13 protein-coding genes are annotated in these 14276 nt (G+C 69.7%); 8 read left to right on the top strand and 5 right to left on the bottom strand.

Features of this window, described 5'->3' with window-relative positions; genetic code table 11:
- Window position 1: 1 nt before the first annotated feature.
- Complete coding sequence (locus tag EDF23_RS10100; protein WP_123938965.1) at window positions 2-982, bottom strand: ABC transporter permease; 981 nt, start codon at window positions 980-982, stop codon at window positions 2-4.
- A 256-nt stretch (window positions 983-1238) separates the two neighbouring features.
- Here EDF23_RS10100 and EDF23_RS10105 point away from each other — a divergent pair, with 256 nt between their 5' ends.
- Entirely contained in the window at window positions 1239-2957 is a 1719-nt protein-coding gene (locus EDF23_RS10105) for an ABC transporter family substrate-binding protein (protein WP_123938964.1), read from the top strand.
- A 92-nt stretch (window positions 2958-3049) separates the two neighbouring features.
- Here the strand turns inward: EDF23_RS10105 and EDF23_RS10110 are convergent, their stop codons facing one another.
- From EDF23_RS10110 to EDF23_RS10120, 3 genes are all read right to left on the bottom strand, one after another.
- Entirely contained in the window at window positions 3050-3601 is a 552-nt protein-coding gene (locus EDF23_RS10110; protein WP_131921581.1) for a PH domain-containing protein, read from the bottom strand.
- A 216-nt stretch (window positions 3602-3817) separates the two neighbouring features.
- Window positions 3818-4297: a peroxiredoxin gene (locus tag EDF23_RS10115; RefSeq protein ID WP_131921582.1), complete on the bottom strand. Its 480-nt coding sequence runs from the start codon at window positions 4295-4297 to the stop codon at window positions 3818-3820.
- A 9-nt stretch (window positions 4298-4306) separates the two neighbouring features.
- Entirely contained in the window at window positions 4307-5056 is a 750-nt protein-coding gene (locus EDF23_RS10120) for a CPBP family intramembrane glutamic endopeptidase (RefSeq protein WP_131921583.1), read from the bottom strand.
- Window positions 5057-5177: 121 nt separating this feature from the next.
- On the opposite strand from EDF23_RS10120, the gene typA reads away from it, so the two are divergent.
- The 7 genes from typA to EDF23_RS10155 all read left to right on the top strand — a co-directional run bounded on the left by typA (window position 5178) and on the right by EDF23_RS10155 (window position 13193).
- The gene (gene typA / locus EDF23_RS10125; RefSeq protein ID WP_111084979.1) at window positions 5178-7100 is read left to right on the top strand and encodes a translational GTPase TypA; all 1923 of its coding nucleotides are present in this window, start codon (window positions 5178-5180) and stop codon (window positions 7098-7100) included.
- Between the two features lie 66 nt (window positions 7101-7166).
- The gene (locus EDF23_RS10130; RefSeq protein ID WP_165901092.1) at window positions 7167-8360 is read left to right on the top strand and encodes an amidohydrolase; all 1194 of its coding nucleotides are present in this window, start codon (window positions 7167-7169) and stop codon (window positions 8358-8360) included.
- A 112-nt stretch (window positions 8361-8472) separates the two neighbouring features.
- The gene (locus EDF23_RS10135) at window positions 8473-9015 is read left to right on the top strand and encodes a hypothetical protein (protein ID WP_123673112.1); all 543 of its coding nucleotides are present in this window, start codon (window positions 8473-8475) and stop codon (window positions 9013-9015) included.
- Between the two features lie 19 nt (window positions 9016-9034).
- Complete coding sequence (locus EDF23_RS10140; protein WP_131921585.1) at window positions 9035-10225, top strand: PIG-L family deacetylase; 1191 nt, start codon at window positions 9035-9037, stop codon at window positions 10223-10225.
- Between the two features lie 35 nt (window positions 10226-10260).
- Window positions 10261-10578, top strand: a complete 318-nt coding sequence (gene fdxA, locus EDF23_RS10145; RefSeq protein ID WP_069711637.1) for a ferredoxin — start codon at window positions 10261-10263, stop codon at window positions 10576-10578.
- A 13-nt stretch (window positions 10579-10591) separates the two neighbouring features.
- Window positions 10592-11710: a succinyldiaminopimelate transaminase gene (dapC, locus tag EDF23_RS10150; protein ID WP_123938957.1), complete on the top strand. Its 1119-nt coding sequence runs from the start codon at window positions 10592-10594 to the stop codon at window positions 11708-11710.
- Between the two features lie 184 nt (window positions 11711-11894).
- Window positions 11895-13193, top strand: coding sequence for a citrate synthase (locus EDF23_RS10155; protein ID WP_123340789.1), 1299 nt, complete (start codon window positions 11895-11897; stop codon window positions 13191-13193).
- Between the two features lie 76 nt (window positions 13194-13269).
- Here EDF23_RS10155 and dapD read toward each other — a convergent pair whose 3' ends face one another.
- Window positions 13270-14256 (bottom strand): 2,3,4,5-tetrahydropyridine-2,6-dicarboxylate N-succinyltransferase, encoded by a 987-nt coding sequence (gene dapD / locus EDF23_RS10160; RefSeq protein WP_131921586.1) that lies wholly within the window; start codon window positions 14254-14256, stop codon window positions 13270-13272.
- Window positions 14257-14276: the final 20 nt, after the last annotated feature.

The following is a 14276-nucleotide window of genomic DNA, read 5'->3' on the forward strand; positions in this document are numbered from 1 at the left end:
GTCACACCCTCACTCGCGGGTCGAGCGCGGCGTAGAGCAGGTCCGCGAGGGTTCCTGCGATGAGCACGAGGATCGCCGTGAAGAGGATCGTGCCCGAGGCCGCGTTGATGTCGTTGTTGGTGATGCCCTGGACGAAGTACTCGCCCATGCCGTGCCAGCTGAAGACCAGCTCGGTGATGCTCGCGCCGGTCAGGATCAGCCCGAACGAGTACGCGAAGAACGTCGACATCGGGATGAGGGCGACGCGGACGCCGTGGCGCATGATGGCCGATCCACGCGTCCGACCCTTCGACCGCGCGGTGCGGATGAAGTCGTTCGACAGGACGTCGAGCATCGCGGAGCGCTGGTACCGCGAGTACGTGGCGACGGCGCCGACGGTCAGCGAGATCGTGGGTAACAACAGGTGGATCAATCGGTCGCCGAGCACCGGGAAGAACCCGTTCACCCCCGGCGTGTACTCACCCGTGAACCGGATCACCTGGGTGCCGAGCCCCTGGTTCATCGCCGTCGCGAGGATCATCAGGACGACCGCGATGACGAAGGTCGGGGTGGCGAGCACCGCGAACGACAGGTACGTCGAGACCTGGTCCGACGTGCGGTACTGGCGGACGGCGTTCCACACGCCGAGCAGCACCCCGAGGATCGCGCCGAGCAGGGTGCCGATGACCAGCAAGCGCAGGCTCGTACCGGAGCGGGCGACGATGTCGGCCGTGACCTCGGTGCCGCGCGTGCTCATGCCGAGCGAACCGTGCGTCACGAGGTTCGACCACCAGGTCCACGTCCGGACGATGAGCGGGGTGTCCGGATCGGCACCGAGCTTCCGCAGGGACGCGTCGATCGTGCCCTGCGGCACGGCCGGGTTGCGGCCCAGGAACCGGGCTGCCGGGTTGAGCGTGCTGCTGGCGAGGATGTAACCGAGGGTCGTCGCGACGATCGTCAGGACGATGTAGTTGACGATCCGCTTTGCGATGAAGGCAAGCATGTACTGGGACCTCGTGGGGTGCGGCCGTCCGTCCGGACGGCGTTGTCGGTGGCGACAGGTTAGCCGCTCGCGACGGAGGGGTGGGACTTCCGTTGTGACGCTATGCAACATTCGTTACGAGCATGTTTCGATTCCCCACATCAACCCTTGTGGAGCCTTCGGATGTGACTAGGGTTCTCAACCAACAGGCGTGGCGGCGGGGGTCGTCGCGTTCCAGCGCGAACTGCGCGAACCACAACGAAAGGGAATCCTCGCCATGCGAAAGAGGATCAAGGGCATCGCCGTGCTGGCCACCGCTGCGGCTGCGGCCGTCGTGCTGGCCGGCTGCTCCGGCGGTGGACAGGCGGGCAACAGCAGCTCCGCGGTCGCCGAGTCGTCGCTGAAGTCGACCGGCTGGACCGTCGCGGACCGCGCGGACGTCAAGGACGGCGGGTCGATCACCCTGCCGATCGACACCGCTCCGGCGAACTTCCAGATCAACAACCTCGACTCCGGAACCGTCGACGACCAGACGATCTCCGGTGCGTACCTGCCGGGCTTCATCCAGTTCAAGGAGAACGGCGAGTGGGAGGTGAACAAGGACTTCGCGACCTCGGTCGAGCTGACCAAGGACTCACCCCAGACCGTCGAGATCAAGATCAACCCGAAGGCCGTGTGGTCTGACGGCACCCCGATCAGCGCGAAGGACGTCATCGCGAACTGGAAGGCGCTGAACGGCACGAACAAGGCCTTCGCGCCCCTCGCCACCAACGTGTGGGAGGACGTCGACTCGGTCAAGCAGGGCTCGGACGAGCGCGACGTCATCATGACGTTCTCGAAGACGAACGCCGACTGGGCGAGCGTCCTGGGCTCCATCTACCCGTACTGGGCCGTCGACACCCCCGAGCACTTCAACACCGCCTGGGCCAAGGGTCCGTACGCCGCTGACGGCAAGACCTACGTCTCCGGTGGCCCGTACATCGTGAAGTCCTTCGACGCCAACGGCGGCGTCCTCACGTTCGAGAAGAACCCGAAGTGGTGGGGCGACGAGGGCAAGCTCGACACCATCGTCTTCAAGACGGTCTCGCGTGACGGTGTCGCGCAGGCGTACGGCAACAAGGAACTCGACGCGTTCAACCTGAACGGCAGCGCCGACAACCTCAAGACGGCGAACTCCCGCTCCGACTCGAAGATCGAGCGCTCGCTCGGCACCACGCAGCGGCAGATCACGCTGAACGGCACCTCGGACGTCTTCAAGGACCAGGACGTGCGCCAGGCGTTCGCCCAGGCCATCAACCGCAAGGTCCTCGCCCAGGCGATCCTGTCGCCGGTGAAGAGCCCGGGTGACGTGCTCAACAACCTGACGTACCTGCCCGGTCAGGAGGGCTACCAGGACGACGTCTCGTCGGTCTACGGCTACAGCACCGACAAGGCGAAGTCGAAGCTCGAGGACGCCGGCTGGAAGGTCGGTTCGGACGGCTACGCGACCAAGGGCGGCAAGGAACTCGACGTCCGCTTCGTGATCCCGTCGGACAACCCGAACTCGGCGAACGTCGCGCAGCTCGTGCAGCAGCAGACGAAGCTCGCCGGCTTCAAGGTCACGATCGACACCGTGCCCTCGGACGACTTCTTCACGAAGTACATCACCACCGACGGCCGTGACTTCGACGCCACGTACTTCGCGTGGCAGGGCACGCCGTTCCCGATCTCGTCGCTCAAGTCGATCTACTACCCCGCCGACGCCGGCCAGAACTACACCGGCGTGACGGACGACTCGCTCGGCGCGGCATGGGACAAGGCGAACGCCGAGCTCGACGCCGACGCCCGCATCAAGGACGCGCAGGCGATCGACAAGAAGATCGTCGCCGTCGCCGGCACCATCCCGCTGTTCGCCGAGCCGTACGCCTGGGGTGTCCGCAAGGACCTCGTGAACTACGGCCCCGCGCAGTTCCAGCAGTACTCGGTCAAGTGGCAGGACGTGGGCTACACCAAGTAGTCCCGCGGTCGCACGACCCGCAACGACACCCTCGACGTCGCACGACGTCGGGGGTGTCGTTCTGCGTCGGCGGGGGAGTGGACGCCGGGACGCTACAGCCGGGCCGCCGCGAGCGACGCCGCGATCCCGAGCACGACGAACGCCAGGACCGTCCACCCGTGCACCCGGTGGGTGATCGGCGCCGCCGTCACGGTCGCGGGCGGCGGGCCGTCCTGCGGAGCCGTGGCGGGCACGAGGGCCAGCATCTGCGCGGCCGCAGCGTCGACGTCGAGGTGATCCGGGCCTCCCGGTCGGCCCTGGACCTGGGCGGTGAGCCGCGCGGTCGGGCGCGTCGCGATCCAGACGCGGCGGACGCCCTCGCCCGTGACGACCTCGATGCCGTACTTGGTGCGCACCTCGGTGACGCGCGACCACGTGTAGGTGCTGGTGCGGCGGACATCCACGATCCGCAGGTGCTCGGGCGTCAGCTCGATGCGCGGACGCCAGAGGGCGGCCCACGCCACGAACGCGATGCAGATGCTCGGGACCGGGACGAGCCACGGGTTGCTGCCACCGAGCAGTGCCAGGGGGACGAGCGCCACCGCGACGACCCAGAGGACGATGGCGAGACGGCGAAGACCCGGGGCGACGATGGTGGTGTGCACCGGACGAGGTTACGAGATGCCTCCCCGGAGACGCCCGGGGAGCGGGTGTGACACACCAGCGCGTATCTCCGGACGACCCGATTCCCCGGGGAGGCAGATCCTGCGTGGACCTCTCGTGCCGACAATGGTCGTCGCCCCCAGTTCGGGTGTCAATACCCCATGGTGACGGATTCCGGGATTCCCCACGCCGGGAACGGCGTCAGTCGCAGGATCCGGTCACGAGACGAGCAGTTCGATCTGTTCTCGGATGGTCTCGGCCGTCGGGAACCGCAGACCGACCAGGCCGACGTGCCGCCACCGCACGACCCCGTCGGGACCGATCACGAACACCGACCGACGGAGTCCGATCCCCGGCGCGCGCACGCCGTAGTCGCGGATCACCGAGCCGGCCGTGTCGCTCAGCAGGGGGAACGTCAGCGAGGAACCGCGCGCGAACGTCTCGTGCGAGTCGAGGGCCTGCGGGCTGATGCCCCACACCACGGCACCCAGGTCGTCGAACTCGTCGAGCTCCGCCTGGTAGCTGCAGAGCTGCGCGGTGCAGACGGCCGTCGCGTCGCCGGGGTAGAAGGCGAGCACCACGGTCCGGCCGATCTCCGACGACAGGTTGTACTCGTCGTCGGTGCGGACCCCGTCGCGGACGATCATTCCCGGCAGGGTGAACGTCGGCGCGGACTCGCCGACCTCGGGGATGCTCATGTGCTCACGCTACGAGAACAACCGGGGGAACGCGCTCGCGACCCAGGGGTACCCGACGAACACCGCGGCGTCGAGCAGGCAGTGCGTGATGATCAGGGGCATCAGGCGGCCCCACTTCGTGTAGATCCAGCCGAACACGATGCCCATCACGGCGTTGCCGACGAACGCGCCGAAGCCCTGGTACAGGTGGTAGCTCCCGCGCAGCAGTGCCGTCGACAGGATCACCTGCCACCGCCCCCAGCCCAGGTCGCCGAGCCGGGCGTAGAGGTACCCGATCACGATGACCTCCTCCTGCAGGCCGGAGCGGATCGCGGACAGCAGCAGGACCGGCACCGTCCACCAGTACGAGTTCAGGGCAGCGGGGTCCACGTCCACCGTGATGCCGAGCGCACGCCCGGCGAAGTACAGGGCGAGCCCCGGGATCCCGATGCACAGCGCGATGAGCGCCGGACCGCCCAGGTCGGGCTTCACCCGGAACCGGTCGATGCCGAGCCGGGACAGGTGCGGGCGGGACGTGCTCCACAGCAGGAAACAGACGAGCGCGACCGGTGCCAGGTCCACTGCGATGCCGAGCAGCTGCCGGGCCAGGTCGACGTACTGCACCGTCGTCGACGAGGTGTTGAGTGCCGTGGACTGCTCGCCGAGCGGGGTCGTCTGCGACAGGTCGTCGATGATCTGGAGGATCGAGTACAGCGCGCTGGCACCCAGTGAGAGCAGCAGCACGATGGTGATCTCGACCCACGTTCGCCGTCGGCTCATCTGCTGTACTCCTGACGGTTGCGAACTACCGGTAGACTGGCGTGTCGGGCGTTCTGCCCGCGGGTGCGGTGCCGACAAATCACTGGCCCGACACTCTCCCAGAAATTGAAGGATGTCCTGTATGGCGCTCGCCACCCGGTCCGACCTGCGCAACGTCGCCATCGTGGCACACGTCGACCACGGCAAGACCACCCTCGTCGACGCGATGCTCACGCAGACCAACTCGTTCGACGCCCACTTCGAGGGCGAAGACCGCATGATGGACTCGAACGACCTCGAGCGCGAGAAGGGCATCACGATCCTCGCGAAGAACACGTCGGTGCTCTACAACGGCAAGCACGCGACCGAGTTCGGCGCGGACGGCCCCATCACCATCAACGTGATCGACACCCCGGGTCACGCCGACTTCGGTGGTGAGGTCGAGCGAGGCCTCTCCATGGTCGACGGTGTCGTCCTGCTCGTCGACGCGTCCGAGGGCCCGCTGCCCCAGACGCGCTTCGTGCTCCGCAAGGCGCTCGCCGCCAAGCTCCCGGTGATCTTGCTCGTCAACAAGACGGACCGCCCCGACTCCCGCATCGACGAGGTCGTCTCCGAGTCGCAGGACCTGCTCCTCGGCCTGGCGTCCGACCTGTCGGACGAGGTCGACGACCTCGACCTCGACGCGATCCTCGACGTCCCCGTGGTCTACGCCTCGGGCCGTGCCGGTGCCGCGTCGCGCAACAAGCCGGCCGACGGCTCGCTGCCCGACAACGACGACCTCGAGCCGCTGTTCGAAGCGATCCTGCAGCACGTCCCCGCGCCGAAGTACGACGACCAGCACCCGCTGCAGGCCCACGTCACCAACCTCGACGCGTCGCCGTTCCTCGGTCGTCTCGCGCTGCTGCGCATCTTCCACGGCACGATGAAGAAGGGCCAGACGGTCGCGTGGGTCAAGCACGACGGCACCGTCGTGAACGCCCGCATCACCGAGCTCCTCATCACCAAGGCCCTCGAGCGCTACCCGGCCGAGTCGGCGGGCCCCGGTGACATCGTCGCCGTCGCCGGCTTCGACACGATCACCATCGGTGAGACGCTGACCGACCCCGAGGACGTCCGCCCGCTGCCGACCATCACGGTCGACGACCCGGCGATCTCGATGACGATCGGCACGAACACCAGCCCGCTCGTGGGCAAGGTCAAGGGGCACAAGCTGACCGCCCGCATGGTCAAGGAGCGCCTCGACCGCGAGCTCATCGGCAACGTCTCGCTCAAGGTCCTCGACATCGGTCGCCCCGATGCGTGGGAGGTCCAGGGCCGTGGTGAGCTCGCGCTCGCCATCCTGGTCGAGCAGATGCGTCGCGAGGGCTTCGAGCTCACCGTCGGCAAGCCGCAGGTCGTCACGAAGCGTGACGAGAACGGCAAGCTGCAGGAGCCGTACGAGCACATGACGATCGACACGCCGGAGGAGTACCTCGGCGCGATCACGCAGCTCATGGCCGCTCGCAAGGGCCGCATGGAGAACATGACGAACCACGGCACCGGCTGGGTGCGCATGGAGTTCATCGTCCCGTCGCGCGGCCTGATCGGCTTCCGCACGTCGTTCCTGACCGAGACCCGCGGCACCGGCATCGCCAACGCGATCTCGCACGGCTACGACGAGTGGGCCGGCCCGATCCAGACCCGCATCAACGGCTCGATCGTCTCCGACCGCTCGGGTGTCGTCACGCCGTTCGCCATCACGAACCTGCAGGAGCGGATGACGTTCTTCGTCAACCCCACCGAAGAGGTCTACGAGGGCATGGTCATCGGCGAGAACTCGCGCGCCGACGACATGGACGTCAACATCACGAAGGAGAAGAAGCTCACGAACATGCGTTCGGCGAACGCCGACTCCTTCGAGTCGATGACGCCGTCGCGCCAGCTCTCCCTCGAGGAGTGCCTGGAGTTCGCGCGCGAGGACGAGTGCGTCGAGGTCACCCCGGCCGTCGTCCGCATCCGCAAGGTCGAGCTCGACGCGCAGGCCCGCCAGCGCTCGTACGCCCGCCTGAAGCGTCAGGACGCGTAAGCACCAAGCGACGCATCGCGTCAGCAAGAGCACGACCTGAGGAGGTCGGGGGTTACGGTGGATGCCGTGACCCTCGACCTCCTCTCGCTGTACCAGGACCTGCACGCCCACCCCGAGCTCGGTTTCCAGGAGCACCGCACTGCGGGCATCGTGGCCGACCGGCTCGCCGAACTCGGTGGCATCGAGGTGACCACCGGCGTCGGCGGCACCGGTGTCGTCGGCGTCCTGTCGAACGGCGAGGGCCCGGTCGTGTGGCTCCGCGCCGACATGGACGGCCTGCCGGTCCAGGAACGCACGGGGCTGTCCTACGCCAGCCAGCACCGCGGCACCGACGAGGACGGCAACGACGTCCCGACGATGCACGCGTGCGGCCACGACATCCACGTCACCTGGCTGCTCGGCACGCTCGAGCGCCTCGTCGCCACCCGGGACCAGTGGAGCGGCACGGTCGTCGGCGTCTTCCAGCCGGCGGAGGAGGTCATCTCCGGCGCCCGCGCCATGATCGAGGACGGCCTGGTCGACCGGTTCCCGAAGCCCGACGTGGTGCTCGGCCAGCACTCGGCTCCGGCCCCGGTCGGCATCGTCGCGATCGGCTCCGGCCCGGTGATGGCCTCGAGCGACCGGCTCACCGTGACCTTCAACGGTCGCGGGGCGCACGGGTCCGCGCCGCAGGCGTCCCTCGACCCGGTCGTCACCGCCGCGTCCGCCGTCGTGCGGCTGCAGACCGTGGTCTCGCGCGAGGTCTCGCCGAGCGACGCCGGTGTGGTCACCGTCGGCAGCTTCCACGCCGGCACCCGCGCCAACATCATCCCCGACCAGGCCGTCATCGAGATCTCGACGCGGGCCCGCAACGAGGACACCCGTGCGCGCATCATCGCGTCGATCGAGCGGATCGTCCGTGCCGAGAGCGACGCCGGCGGGCTGCCGGAGCCGACGATCGTGCGGTCGCCCGGTGCCGAGGTGACCGTGAACGACGCGGCGTCCGCTGCCCGGGTGCTCGCGGCCGTCAGCGCCGCCGTGCCGGGTGCGCGCGAGCTCGAGATCGGGCTGGCGATGGCGTCGGAGGACGTCGGGCAGCTCGCGACGGCGGCGGGCGTCCCGCTCGTGTACTGGTTCACGGGCATCACCGACCCGGAGCTGTTCCGCCGCGGCGAGGACATCCCGAGCAACCACTCGCCGTTCTACGCGCCGCAGGCCGAGACCGCGATCCCGGTGGGCGTCGACGCCTTGGTCGCCGCGACGCGCGCCTACGTCGCCTGACGGGTGGACGGGAGGCGCGGGGCGGCCCCGCCGCGCGGGTGACCGTCCCGGGGACAGGACGTTCACAGCCAACTCGCGCCGTGCCTCCCGGCTCACCCGTTACCGTCGGCGCATGCGTTCCCTCCGTACCCCGCTGATCGCCGCCGTCGCCGCCGGCATCGCCCTGGCCGGACTCACCGGCTGCTCGTCCGACTCCGTGAAGCAGGCGACGGACCTCGGGTCCTCGGTGGCCTCGACGGTCGCGGACGGCGTCGCGGGCATCGACGGCAAGGCGATCCAGGACGGCATGTCCTCGGTCGCGGGCGGCATCGACGGGGCGCTCGACACGGCGCTCAAGGGTGCGAACGTCACCTCTGACGGCAAGGTGCCCGACGGGTTCCCGTCGTCCGACGTGCCGCTCGTCGACGGCACGGTGCTCGGCGGGGGAGCGGGACCGAACGGCTCCGGGTGGGTCGTGCAGGTGCGCGCTGGGTCGGTCGACGACTTCGCCTCCGCCGCGCAGCAGCTCGCCGACGCCGGTTACACCGAGTCGGCGAAGCGCGCCGACTCGTCGAGTGCGTTCGGGATGTTCCGCAGCGACGGGTACCGCGTCGTGCTCACGTTCTCGGACGGCGACGACGGCGTCACCGCGACCTACATCGTCACGGCCCGCTAGTCCCGTACCCTTGGGGGCGATGTCGAAGGCCTCCGTCACGCGCCCCGAGCGCGTCCTGTTCGTGCACGCCCACCCCGACGACGAGACCCTGTCGTCCGGTGGGACGATCGCGACCCTGCTCGAGCTCGGCGCCGAAGTCACCGTGTTGACGGCGACCCGCGGTGAGCGCGGCGAGATGCTCACCGAGCGGCTCGCACCCCTGGCCGGCGACGCACAACGCGTCGCCGCGCACCGCGAGACCGAGATCGACGCGGCGCTCGCGGCCCTCGGCGGCCCGGCGCACCTGTGGCTCGGCGGGCGCGGTGCCCGGCCCACCGACCTGCCGGAACGCCGGTACGTCGACTCCGGCATGCAGTGGGGGCCGGACGGGCGGGCGACCGCCGCCGACGACGCCCCCGTCGACTCGCTGACCGCCGCCGACCTGGGCGAGGTCGTCGACGACGTCCGTGCCGCGATCCGCTCCACCGGTGCCGACGCGGTCGTGAGCTACGCCGACGACGGCGGGTACGGCCACCCCGACCACGTGCGTGTGCACCACGCTGCTCGGTACGCGGCCCGGGCAGAGGAAGTGGCGTTCTCGATGATCGTCGCCCCGGACTCCGGGGACGCCGACGTCACCGTCGACGTCCTGCCGGTGCGGGCGAAGGTGCGTGCCGCCGTCGAGCAGTACCGCTCGCAGGTCACCGTCGACCCGGTCGACCCCGCCGACCCGACCGCGCTGTCGTGGGTGATGCCGCACGGCGTCCGCGAGCACGCCCCCGCCGTCGAGGCCTTCCGGCACGACGCCGACCCGCAGCCCCCGGCACCGCAGACCTACGCCGAGATGTCCGGCCAGGGAAAGGTCGCCGCGGTCGCCGTCGCGCTCGTGCTCGGGCTCGTCACCGGCGGACTGGGCACCGTGACGCACCAGCAGACCGTCGGCGCCGCCGCGTTCCCGATCGGCATGGTGATCACCACGCTGCTCGTGATCGGGCTGACCGTGGGCATCCGGCTGCTGTACCGGTCGCGGGCGATGGTCGCCGCGATCGGCATCGGCATCCTCGTCGCCACCCAGGTGCTCGTCTCCGTCGGTGGCCAGGGCTCGCCGCTCGTGCTGGCGAACGCGGCCGGGTACGTGTGGACGTTCGCCCCCGCCGTCATCGCCGCCCTGGTGCTCGCGTGGCCGGACCTGTCGGGGCTGCGGTCCCGGACGGCCCCGGGCCGCGAGTAGACTCGAACCCGCTCGTCGAAGGGAGCACCCGAACCGTGACCTACGTGATCGCCCAGCCCTGTGTCGACGTCAAGGACCGTGCCTGCATCGACGAATGCCCCGTCGACTGCATCTACGAGGGCGACCGCTCGCTGTACATCCACCCCGACGAGTGCGTCGACTGCGGTGCGTGCGAGCCGGTGTGCCCGGTCGAGGCCATCTACTACGAGGACGACCTGCCCGACGAGTGGGCCGACTACTACAAGGCCAACGTCGAGTTCTTCCAGGAAGTCGGCTCGCCCGGTGGCGCCGCGAAGGTCGGTGTGATCCACAAGGACCACCCGGTCGTCATGGCCGAACCGCCCCGCGGCTGAGCCGGACACGCACGTGGCGCTCGACCTGCCCGACTTCCCCTGGGACCAGCTCGTCCCGTTCAAGCAGCGCGCGGCCGGGTACGAGGGCGGCATCGTCGACCTCAGCGTCGGCTCGCCCGTCGACCCCACCCCCGAGGTCGTCCGGCGTGCTCTCGCCGACGCCACCGACGCGCACGCCTACCCGCAGGTCGCCGGCACCCCGGCGCTGCGGCAGGCCATCGCCGACTGGTACGGCCGCCGGCACGGGGTGCAGCTGACCGAGGCGCACACGCTGCCGACGATCGGGTCGAAGGAGTTCATCGCCGGCCTGGCGCTCTGGCTCGGCATCGGCGCCGGCGACACCGTGGTGTTCCCCGCCGCTGCGTACCCCACCTACGAGCTCGGTGCGGCCCTGGTCGGTGCGGACGCCCTCGCCTCGGACGACCCGGCCGCGTGGCCGGCGACGACGAAGCTGGTGTGGCTGAACTCGCCCGGCAACCCCGACGGCCGCGTGCTCTCCATCGACGACCTGCGCGCAGCGGTCGACCGGGCCCGCCAACTCGGTGCCGTCATCGTCGGCGACGAGTGCTACGCCGAGCTCGGCTGGGACCCGCAGTACGCGACCACCCCGACCCCCACGATCCTCGACCCCCGCGTCGTCGGCGACTCGGTCGACGGCGTGCTCAGCGTGTACTCGCTGTCGAAGCAGTCGAACCTGGCCGGGTACCGCGCGGCGTTCGTCGCCGGTGACGCCCGGATCCTCGCCGACGTGCTCGCGGTCCGGAAGCACGCGGGGCTCATGCCGCCGCTGCCGGTGCAGGAAGCGATGATCGTCGCACTCGCGGACCAGACCCACGTGCAGCAGCAGAAGGCCCGCTACCGGGCGCGCCGGAACATGCTCCGACGGGCACTCGAGGACGCCGGCTTCCGCATCGACCACAGCGAGGCCGGCCTGTACCTCTGGGCGACCCGCGGTGAGCCGGCGCTCGACACGGTGTCGTGGTTGGCCGACCGCGGGATCCTCGTCGCACCGGGCACGTTCTACGGCACGGCGGGCGGGGAGCACGTCCGGGTGGCCCTCACCGCGACCGACGAGCGCATCGCCGCGGCGGCCCAGCGGCTGGCCAGCAGCCGTCGGCTCGGCACCGCGTAGCGCGGGGACGGGCCCCGCGACCGGGCGGATCGTGCATTCCGCCCGGAGCGCAACCGGGGGTTCCCACCAAGTCGTGACCATCGATGTGTGCACGAGCGACAGACGCCGCGATTAGGCTGTCAACGTGACTGACACTGCCAACGACGCTCAGAAGACGGCCACACCGCCCACGACGCCCGTGCCCGTGAGTCCCGCCGCCGAACAGACGGGCGAGACCGCGACGCTGACGTACCCGGGCGGCAGCGCGGAGTTCCCGATCCTGCCGAGCGTCGACGGCGCGTCCACGATGGACATCTCGACGTTCAAGAAGCAGACCGGGATGAACACGCTCGACTACGGGTTCGTGAACACCGGGTCGACCAAGAGCGCGATCACCTACATCGACGGCGACGAGGGCATCCTGCGGTACCGCGGGTACCCGATCGACCAGGTCGCGTCGAACTGCACCTTCCTCGAGGTCGCGTGGCTCCTGATCTACGGCGAGCTGCCCGACGAGTCCGAACTCGCCGACTTCGACGCCCGGATCCGTCGGCACACCCTGCTGCACGAGGACCTCCGGCGCCTGTTCGACGCGCTCCCGCACTCCGCGCACCCGATGTCCGTGCTGTCCAGCGCCGTCAGCGCCCTGTCGACGTACTACGAGGACGACATGGACGTCGACGACCCGGAGAAGGTCGAGCTGCAGACCGTGCGGCTGCTCGCCAAGCTGCCGGTCATCGCCGCCTACGCGCACAAGAAGTCCATCGGGCAGGCGTTCCTGTACCCGGACAACGGGCTGTCGTTCGTCGACAACTTCCTGCGCCTGAACTTCGGCACCATGGCCGAGACCTACCAGCCGAACCCGGTGCTGTCGAAGGCCCTCGACCGGCTCCTCATCCTGCACGAGGACCACGAGCAGAACGCCTCCACCGCGACGGTCCGCCTGGTCGGCTCGACGAAGGCGAACATGTTCGCCTCGATCTCGGCCGGCATCAACGCCCTGTACGGGCCACTGCACGGCGGCGCGAACGAGGCCGTGCTCGAGATGCTGCAGCAGATCAAGGACTCCGGCGAGCCCGTGCAGCGCTTCGTCGAGCGGGTGAAGAACAAGGAGCGCGGCGTGAAGCTCATGGGCTTCGGACACCGCGTCTACAAGAACTACGACCCCCGCGCGAAGCTCGTCAAGGAGTCGGCGGACGAGGTCCTCGAGTCCCTCGGCGTGCAGGACGACCTGCTCGACATCGCGAAGGAGCTCGAGCAGATCGCGCTGAGCGACCAGTACTTCATCGACCGCAAGCTGTACCCGAACGTCGACTTCTACACCGGCATCATCTACAAGGCGATGGGCTTCCCGCCGCGCATGTTCACGGTGCTGTTCGCGATCGGCCGCCTGCCCGGCTGGATCGCGCAGTGGCGCGAGCTGAACAACGACCCGCTCAACAAGATCGGTCGCCCGCAGCAGCTCTACGTGGGTGCGCCGAAGCGGGACCTCCCCGCGCGCTGACGCGCGTTCTCACCCGCGAAAGCGACAGAGTCCCGCGAACAGTTCGCGGGACTCTGTCGCTTTCGCGGCGCCAGGCCTACGCGTGGAGCGCGGTGTTGAGCTGGATGCCCTCGCCCTTGCGCTGCAGCGCCTCGACGGCGCCGGACAGGCTGTTGCGGCGGAAGAGGACGTTCGGGGTGCCGGACAGCTCAGCGGCCTTGACGGTCTTCGGCGTGCCGTCCGGGTTCGGTGCGGCGCCGACCAGGACGACCTTCGTGCCGGCCGTGACGTACAGGCCGGCCTCGATGACGGAGTCGTCGCCGAGGGAGATGCCGAGACCCGCGTTCGCACCGAGCAGCGCGCGCTCGCCCAGGGAGACCCGGTGCGTGCCGCCGCCGGAGAGCGTGCCCATGATGGACGCCCCGCCGCCGATGTCGGTGCCGTTGCCGACGACGACGCCCTGCGAGACACGGCCCTCGATCATGGTGTCGCCGAGGGTGCCGGCGTTGAAGTTCACGAAGCCCTCGTGCATGACGGTCGTGCCCGGCGCCAGGTGTGCACCGAGACGGACGCGGTTGGCGTCACCGATGCGGACGCGGTCCGGCACGACGTAGTCGACCAGACGGGGGAACTTGTCGATGGCGTGCACGGCGATGCCCGCGCGCTGCAGCGACGGGCGCAGGCGGGTCAGGGACTCCGGGTGGACCGGCCCCGCGTTCGTCCACGCGACGATCGGGAGGTACCCGAAGACACCGTCGAGGTTGATGGTGTTCGGACGCACGTGCAGGTGGCTCAGTAGGTGCAGGCGCAGGTACGCGTCCTCGGTGCTGGTCGGGGCGGCGTCGATGGTGACCTCGGTGGTGACGGCCTCGATCCGGACCTCGCGGCGGGGGTCGTCGCCGACGTGCGCCTGCAGTTCGGCGGGGAACACCGCGTCGGCGGGCAGCGGGCCGAGGTGGGTCTCCGGGTACCAGGTGTCGAGCGTCGTGCCGTCGGCGGCGATCGTCGCGAGGCCGTGGCCCCAGGCGTGCGTCGGGCGGTCGGCGGTGGCGGTCGGGTCGGTGGCAGCGGTCGTGTCGGTCACCGCACCAGGGTACCGACGCA

Source organism: Curtobacterium sp. PhB128 (assembly GCF_004340725.1).
Taxonomy (GTDB): domain Bacteria; phylum Actinomycetota; class Actinomycetes; order Actinomycetales; family Microbacteriaceae; genus Curtobacterium.

Coding starts and splice junctions, on each gene's coding strand:
- EDF23_RS10100 (WP_123938965.1), bottom strand. CDS start 982: ATGCTTGCCTTCATCGCAAAGCGGATCGTCAACTACATCGTCCTGACG.
- EDF23_RS10105 (WP_123938964.1), top strand. CDS start 1,239: ATGCGAAAGAGGATCAAGGGCATCGCCGTGCTGGCCACCGCTGCGGCT.
- EDF23_RS10115 (WP_131921582.1), bottom strand. CDS start 4,297: ATGAGCATCCCCGAGGTCGGCGAGTCCGCGCCGACGTTCACCCTGCCG.
- EDF23_RS10120 (WP_131921583.1), bottom strand. CDS start 5,056: ATGAGCCGACGGCGAACGTGGGTCGAGATCACCATCGTGCTGCTGCTC.
- typA (WP_111084979.1), top strand. CDS start 5,178: ATGGCGCTCGCCACCCGGTCCGACCTGCGCAACGTCGCCATCGTGGCA.
- EDF23_RS10135 (WP_123673112.1), top strand. CDS start 8,473: ATGCGTTCCCTCCGTACCCCGCTGATCGCCGCCGTCGCCGCCGGCATC.
- EDF23_RS10140 (WP_131921585.1), top strand. CDS start 9,035: ATGTCGAAGGCCTCCGTCACGCGCCCCGAGCGCGTCCTGTTCGTGCAC.